This window comes from Sphingobacterium shayense (genome assembly GCF_013179575.1).
GTDB classification, from domain to species: domain Bacteria; phylum Bacteroidota; class Bacteroidia; order Sphingobacteriales; family Sphingobacteriaceae; genus Sphingobacterium; species Sphingobacterium shayense.
On record NZ_JABMCQ010000179.1, the window covers coordinates 1 to 8,000 of the forward strand.

Sequence of the window (8,000 nt, forward strand, 5' to 3'; positions counted from 1 at the left end):
GCAAGTAATGAGTTCGCTTTTAACGACCCGGCTCCCCAAGTGGTCGTGACCGAGCTTGGTGATAGCGCAATAAACTTGTCCGTCCGGGTAACGACTTCGAATGATAATTTTTGGACAATGCAAGAACAATTGATCGTAGATTGTAAAAAAGCGTTAGACGATGCTGAAATCGAAATTCCATTTCCACAACGGGACATCCATATTCGTAATAAACAGTAAAAATTTATTTTTGTTACCTTCGGCGCTATGAGTTCATTCAAGTTTCCAAAATCTACGTTTAAAAAAGGGATTGTTCTACCAAGCCTTTTTTTCATCATTGGTATCTGTTTACTATCCATATTTTTCCCTGTCGGGACTGCCAGTGTTTTGGACAGTGTCAAGGTGTTTATATTTGTTAATTTAAACTGGGTATATGTATGGACGGTGACCATTTTTGTCTTCTTCCTTGTTTACCTTGTGATTAGCAAATTCGGCAATATCCGTTTGGGACCCAATGACAGTAAACCTGAATATTCATTTTTTTCGTGGATTTCGATGCTGTTTGCTGCCGGTATGGGCATCGGGCTGATGTATTTTAGTGTCGCGGAACCTATGCAACATTATTCTAGCGATGTCTTTTCTGGTGGGCATATTGTCAGCAGGGCGAAGAATGCCCAGCTTTATACATTTTTCCACTGGGGTATCCATGCGTGGGCAATCTACGGAATTGTGGGGCTTTCGCTTTCCTATTTTGCGTATAGATATAGGTTACCGCTATCGCTAAGAAGCTGTTTTTACCCGCTACTAAAAAACAAGATTAATGGAAAATGGGGGAATGCGATCGATATTTTTGCATTATGCAGTACGTTTTTCGGAATTACAACGACATTAGGATTTGGTGTCGTCCAGGTCAACGCGGGCTTGCATATACTGAATATTGTTCCAGATACAGGGTTATTTTATCAGGTAATTATTGTGGCGGTTTTGACGTCTCTGTCGATCATCTCAGCTACCACAGGCGTGGATAAAGGTGTTCGGATTCTGAGTAAGATCAATATTATTGCAGTTGTGGTTTTGCTACTTTTTGTGCTATTTCTTGGACCGACAGTATACCTGATAGGAAGTTTTACGGAGGGACTGGGAAATTATATCAACAGTTTTTTTGATTTGACTTTTGGTACGCATGTATACGAAGAAAGTACCTTGCCGTGGTTTTACGACTGGACAATTTTATACTGGGCGTGGTGGATCTCGTGGTCTCCTTATGTTGGTCTTTTCATTGCTAAAATTTCCAAAGGAAGAACAATTAGAGAATTTGTGACGGCAGTGTTGATAATACCAACCCTTTTTAATTTTATCTGGATGTCGGTTTTTGGAAATAGTGCAATCTGGTTCGACCTGAATATTGCTGATGGGGCGTTGAGCGCATTAGTTGATAATCCGGATGCACTGATGTTCCGGTTTTTGGAATATCTGCCCTTTTATGAAATAGCCAGTATTCTGGTCATTTCTATTATCATCATATTCTTTGTTACTTCCGCCGATTCGGGGATTCTTGTCATGAACAGTATTGCAACTCAAAATGCAGTTAAATCCCCAAAATGGCAAACGGTTTTCTGGGGAACGCTGCTTGCCGTGCTTGCGCTGATGCTGCTTAATGCGGGAGGTTTGGAAGCGCTGCAAACGATGACCTTAATAACGGCCCTGCCATTCTCGTTGATCATGATTTTATTTTGTATCAGCTTAGTGAAAGGGCTTACGGTGGACCGGAGCTATTATGAACGCGAATTTTCTGTTTCCACAACTCCTTGGATAGGTGATTATTGGAAGCAACGATTGAAACAAATTGTTTCATTCAAGACGAGTAGTTCGGTTGACGAAATTATTAACGGAACTGTAAAGGATGCGTTTATGGAACTGCAGAGGGAGTTTGCGGCTAATGGCATTGAAGCGAAGATTAACACGTTTAAAAATCCGACTAAATTGGAAATTGAGATAAAGCACGACATCGTAAACAATTTTATTTATGGCGTAAGAAATCAAGTGAAGGTGGTATCGGAGTATGTCATGGAAGAAGAAAACCTTCCCGATCTGGCGGAAAACAGCACATATTATCCCCGTTCCTACTTTGGGGATGCAAGAGACGGGTACGATGTTCAGTATTTTACGCGTAATGAACTGATAAGTGATGTCCTAAAACATTATGAACGGTTCCTTGAAATTATATCAGAAGAAAAAAATGAACTATTCGTTAGTAGCAACGCTAATAAAAACTTAAAATAGCTTGATTGATTGTGGCTGAAGACCCCATGTAATTTTTGCAGGCATTTAAAAAAACGGACTCTATCATCCCAGCGCTGATAGAGTCCATTTTTAGTTTACAACAGATGATATTTAAAATTTTATAGCTAAACTATTTATTGCGTTATTTGTGTGTATTATAGTTGTTACTAGTTTTTTAAATTATTTATTGAAAAGATTTTTCACCTTATAATGGGGTAAGTTGGTCGTCGTGCTGTCGGACAGGGAGCCACTTAATTTCCCGATTTCTACGGTTTTTTCTGGCAAACTTATGTCCGCGATTCCTTGGCTGTTAATGGCTAGATCCTGTATACTAGACGCGCTGGTCTGATCCCCTCTATCTTCGTTAATAAAATTGAAATCGGAGTTTTGTAGATTAACTCTAATTGATTTGTAGTTCATAGGTGCCAAGGAAACTCCACCATTTATGATATTAAGCTCGAAATTTTCAAGCCCCGTCAAAAAGGAGTCGTCGCGGTGGGATTTCCCTATGCTGAACCGCGAATCTTTGACGGTAAGCGTTAGTGATTTTAAGCCGCTATTCTGACCGAAGTTCAAACTATTATTGATATTTGAAGCTAGAATATTGACATGGTCAAAGTCCGTATCAAATTTTGAAATTTGAATGTTATTCAATGTTATTGATTCTAGATCCGGAACAAATACAAAAATAGATGAATAACGGTACCGTTTGAGTGAATCTACCTTAATCGTTAAGGTCCTGGTTGCTTGGTCTACAGAAGTTGTAAACACTGATTCAGTGTTTTTAGTAAACTTAACCAGCGGCACATTGGATTTTACGACGGATACACTGGTGTATAAGTTATTCGAACCCTCGATAACGACCTTGTCGAATTGTTCCACTTTCCTGCTGATTAGAAATCGATCGGCGACATCTGCGTTTTTTCCTTCATTTTTAATGGCAGCGTCGTACATTTTTCCATCTACCCGGTTGACTTTGGCGTAATAGACCATTCCCACCACCGGAATCACAAATAGGGCGACGGCTAGTATGATTAATAATTTGTTGCTAGTTTTCATCTTGGTTCGCGTTAAAATTTTGATCTACAAAAGCCTGATAACGATCTTTCAGTTCGTCCAAACTAATATTTAATAAGTAAATGTTTCGAAACACCTGCGGTAGCTCTTCTTCTAAAAAGACCGATTTTTTATATAATTTCACCGCGCCCATAGCGTCGGGTGAGACAAAGAATCCTATGCCGCGTTTGTTATAGATAACCTCCTTTTGCTGCAGGAAGTCGTAGGCGCGCATAACCGTATTGGGATTCACCTCGAGTTGTACCGCGAGCTCGCGTACAGAGGAGACTTTATCCTCGGGAGCCCAAACTTTTAACATAATCTGTTCGCAGACGTGCTCTACAATCTGCAGGTAGATAGCCTTGTTTGAATTGAACTCCATATTATACCTCCTTTTCTTTTAATCGCAGAAACGATATGCCCCAGAGCAGCAGCGTTAATACAATACCGACCGCACAGAATATTTTGATGATATTCATTTCCTCATTAAAAAATATGTTCCCTTCTGTGGCGACAGTATCCTTTGTAATCCAGGTCATAATTTTAATCGTTGCCAGTATAAATACAAAACAATACGCAACAATTACAGTCGCCGTTTTTATGAAGTGAAAATTCTTAAAGGCAATGGAACCCAATAAAAAGATCGCACTGAGCAGGAACGGTAAAAATAACATCCAGTAGATTTCATCCGGTAGAGGAGTCACAAAGAAATAGGTCAGTCGGTCTAGGGTAACGTCCTTGTTTAAGTCCGGTGAGAAATAGGTTTCCGCTGAATGAAAGTTAGCACGCGCATAGGAGACAAACCCAAAATCAATTAGATAGAACAATAGAAAATACGATGCGGTTGTCAGCAGTGCTGTGTAAAATACCGCTGATAGAAACTTTTCCAGCTGTGATGCAGGAATCAAAATCTCAAAAATTGCTTTCGACTTTTGTCCAAGCCCGGAAAAGTAGGAGCTTGATACGATCGCGATAAACGCTAGCCCGATGACGGTAAATACGTATGGTCTAAAGGAAAACATTGTCGCGATATCATGAGCGTCTTGCGATTCACTAGCCTGGTTTATGTGGTAGCCGAAAAATGCCATAAAGATTCCCGCGATGATAACTAGAGACATAAGGTATATCTTACCAAATCCTATCCACTGCCGATTGATCAATCGAGAAAATCGGCTAAAATCAAATGTATTACTCATGGGGTACCGGGTTAAAAATGTTAGCAAAATCAATTTTTCTGTCCACTATCGCATTGAACAGTAGTTCTAGATCTACCCTGGACTGCTCATCGGTAGCGTTTGGAAGCATAGCAGAATATCCGCCCAACGTCGGTTCAGCGTACAACACTTCGGGCACTAGTGAAGCGATCTTTTTAAAAACAAATCGATCGGCAAGTTCAAAAATGGAAGCGTTGAGTGCAATTTTGTGGTCATCTAGAACGATCACGGTATCGATTAAATTATCAAGATCCCGAACCTGATGGGTGGAAATAATGATGCAACGTTCATCGCTGATTGTCGAGGCCATGATTTTCCTAAACTGCGCTTTTGAAGGGATGTCCAGTCCATTGGTGGGTTCATCCATGATGACCAACTTAGTCCGTGCAGCCAGCCCAAATGATATAATATATTTTTTCTTTTGTCCGTAGCTCATGTCGGCTAACTTTTGCTGAACGGGAATATCAAATTCTCGAATGAGCTCCTCGAAATAGCTGTGGTCAAAGTCTGGATAAAAACCCGCGGTTGTTTTGATAAACTTGTCGGATTTGACAGCGGGGAGGTGGAATTCCTCTGGAATAAAACTAATGTCCTGTAATAGAGATACCTCTCGTTTCATAGGATCACTACCTAACACAGAAATACTGCCACTCTGTGGATAAACCAGACCCGCAATATTCTTTAATAAAGTAGATTTCCCCGCACCGTTTTTACCAAGCAGCCCATAGATATGACCGCTCTCGAGCTGCATATCCATTTCCCTAAATAAGGGACGGCTTTTGCTGTAACTGAAATTTAAGTTTTTAATAGTTATCATATTAGTGTACTATTTAAATAATACACTAATATAGTTAGACTTTTTGAACTTGCAAGTTTTTTTTTAATTTTTAAACTAGAACGGTTATATGTTGTTGCATATTGATTGCGAATTACACTAGGGTGGTATACCAATTCGAGAAGATATTATAGGTAAGTGTAAAAATGATATAATAAATAAATAATCAAACTTTTTACTTTTGAATAACGGAATAGTGGAGTTGGAGAAGGCTATTTTGTAACGGACGTATAAACCTAAATAAATAAGTTTTGTTAGATTCAACAAAGAGAATATCATTGCTTTTAATTTCTTTCATGATGACCGCGCTGGCAGTTTTTGGACAGGGAATTCAGCTGAAAGGAACGGTTGCCGATTCGACAGGATCTCCTGTACCGGGCGCCTTGATCAATCTACGGACCGCCAATCAAAAATTATCGATGTCCACGGATGTCCACGGTGTTTTTTCCTTTTCTGGTGTTCGGGACAGTGTTGTTAACATTAGCGTTAAATCCATCGGTTATGATAGTTTTCGTCGAAGATTTTCAGTGGACAGTGAGCTCGAAATTAACGATATAGGAGCGATCACTCTGCGCGGTGCCAATAGCATATTAGACGAGGTCGTGGTCAACGCCATGATACCCATATCACTGAAAGAGGATACCGTACAGTACGATGCTCGGGCCTATAAGGTACGCGAAGGGGATGCTGTCGACGAGATGGTAAAGAAGCTCCCGGGCATAGACGTGGACGCCGATGGAAATATTACCGCAAATGGAGAGCCGATTACCAGCATTCGGCTTGACGGTAAAGAATATTTTGGAGACGATGTTGCTGGTGCTATCCAGAATTTACCTGCCGATATTGTGAAAAATCTGCAGGTAATAGATGATTACGGAGAACAGGCTAATGCTACCGGACTAAAAAGCGGAACATCCGAGAAAGTACTCAATATTAATCTTAAAGAGGATAAAAAGCGAGGGTATTTCGCGCGGGCAACTGCGGGTTTGGGGACGCAGGAGCGGTATCATGGCCGTATACGGGGAAACTATCTGAACGGAACGCAACAGTTAGCGGTGGATGCTCAGGCAAACAACAACAGAAGTCGTTCTTCAGGCGTGAATGATCGAAAGTCTATAAAAGGAAACTATAGGGAAAAAATCAATAAAACACTAGAATCATATGGCAGCTACCGTTTTGAGTTCAATGACAACGACAGCCGAGTAAACAGAAGTAAGGAGACTTTTTTTCCAGATTATGTCCGTCGTGAGGATACAGAAACAAATGAGCTGAGTAGCGGTAAAAGCCATCGTTTTTCCTGGAATTTCGAATACCGCCCAGATACCAATAATTATCTAAAAATCGAACCGGATATCAGCTTTCAGCGGAATAGGGGGACAACGGGGGAGTTGAGTAACATCGCACTACGGAGTGCCAGCTCAGAACGGGAGAGTAGAGCAAACTCATCTGACCATTCTATGGATCTGGGACTGGAAGTGTTTTACAATCATAGGTTCCAAAAACCGAAGAGAAATTTGACACTCGAAATGGAAATTAGTTCGGGAAGCAAAAAGGGAGACAGGCATGTAGAAAATGATTATTTGGATATTGACGAACAGGAAAATAGCGTTGCAGAGCAGCAGTACCAGAACACCTACAATCATGACGGAAACCTCGCTATGGAAGCGAAAGGGTCATACTTTGAACCTTTAAGTTCCATTTCATTCCTAGAACTTGCCTACCGATGGAATCGCTCTTCGAACGATATTTTAAAGGAGACATTTGATATTGACCCGGCAGAAGGATCGGAAACGATTAATCAGACCTTGAGTAACGATTACGATTACCGTTTTACGACCAATCGGTTTGGACTTAATTACAGATTGAAAAGCGAGAAAATAAATTCTACCATCGGTCTATTTGCGCAACCTTCCACCTTGTCGGGATTTGATCTCACTCGAAATATAGAGACCTTCCAGCAACATTTCAATTGGGTTCCATCACTTCGGTTCGCCTATCAGTTTACCAGAGGGAAACAGTTGGTATTTGATTATGACGGTAACAGCAATCAGCCCGCTTTTCAGCAGCTACAGCCGGTGACGGATAACTCTAACCTCCAAAATGTCATAACCGGGAATCCGGAACTCAAACCAGAGTTTTCGCATCGAGGAAAAATAGAATATCGGCAGACGGACGCCCGTTCTGGGAGTTCTTTGTACGGGAGACTGAGTTTCGGCCGAATAGACGATAAAATCGTTACCAGCAAGAATATCGCGGCCGATGAGGTTAAACAAGAAATCAGTTACGCAAATGTGAACGGCTCCTACAATGCCTCGGGTGACTATTCCGTCAGTGTACCACTAGATGAACGCAAATTCGTTATCTCTTATTACGGTGGTTCCAGCTATAGCAATAATATCTCGCTAACCAACGATGAACGTATCATTGGAGAGAATTTAGGTATAAAGCAAGGTCTTAAACTCCGGGTTGATCTTGAGGACATTGTAGATACCCAGCTCAGAGCTTCTTATAGTCGGGACAAAGCTAAGTTTTCAACAGCATCGATGGACGACCGCTCCAGTAGCCAGTTTAACCTAAGTCTGGAAGGTCGTAATTACTTTTTTGACGACCTTACCCTAGGCTACGACTTGACC

At 41.0% G+C, this 8,000-nt stretch carries 6 protein-coding genes and 1 pseudogene; 3 read left to right on the forward strand and 4 right to left on the reverse strand.

The genetic code is table 11. The features are described from left to right. Nucleotides 1-219, forward strand: a pseudogene (locus HP439_RS16245) (mechanosensitive ion channel family protein); the annotation flags it as partial. Nucleotides 220-246: 27 nt separating this feature from the next. Then, nucleotides 247-2,262, forward strand: coding sequence for a BCCT family transporter (locus HP439_RS16250; RefSeq protein ID WP_172391391.1), 2,016 nt, complete (start codon nt 247-249; stop codon nt 2,260-2,262). A gap of 180 nt (nt 2,263-2,442) precedes the next feature. Here the strand turns inward: HP439_RS16250 and HP439_RS16255 are convergent, their stop codons facing one another. From HP439_RS16255 to HP439_RS16270, 4 genes are read right to left on the reverse strand one after another with little or no spacing between them, the layout of a single operon-like run. Beyond that, the gene (locus HP439_RS16255) at nt 2,443-3,321 is read right to left on the reverse strand and encodes a hypothetical protein (protein WP_172391393.1); all 879 of its coding nucleotides are present in this window, start codon (nt 3,319-3,321) and stop codon (nt 2,443-2,445) included. Next, a complete protein-coding gene (locus tag HP439_RS16260) occupies nt 3,311-3,700 on the reverse strand; it encodes a GntR family transcriptional regulator (RefSeq protein WP_172391394.1) in 390 nt (129 codons plus the stop codon). The genes HP439_RS16255 and HP439_RS16260 overlap by 11 nt, the downstream gene beginning before the upstream one ends. 1 nt (nt 3,701) lies before the next feature. Continuing rightward, on the reverse strand, nt 3,702-4,514 hold the full coding sequence (locus tag HP439_RS16265) for a hypothetical protein (protein WP_172391395.1): 813 nt from the start codon (nt 4,512-4,514) through the stop codon (nt 3,702-3,704). Next, complete coding sequence (locus tag HP439_RS16270; protein WP_172391396.1) at nt 4,507-5,349, reverse strand: ABC transporter ATP-binding protein; 843 nt, start codon at nt 5,347-5,349, stop codon at nt 4,507-4,509. Before HP439_RS16270 ends, HP439_RS16265 begins: the two co-directional genes overlap by 8 nt. Nucleotides 5,350-5,618: 269 nt before the next feature. On the opposite strand from HP439_RS16270, the gene HP439_RS16275 reads away from it, so the two are divergent. Continuing rightward, nucleotides 5,619-8,000, forward strand: a 2,382-nt coding sequence (locus HP439_RS16275) for a TonB-dependent receptor (RefSeq protein ID WP_172391398.1), incomplete at its 3' end; no start/stop codon positions are given.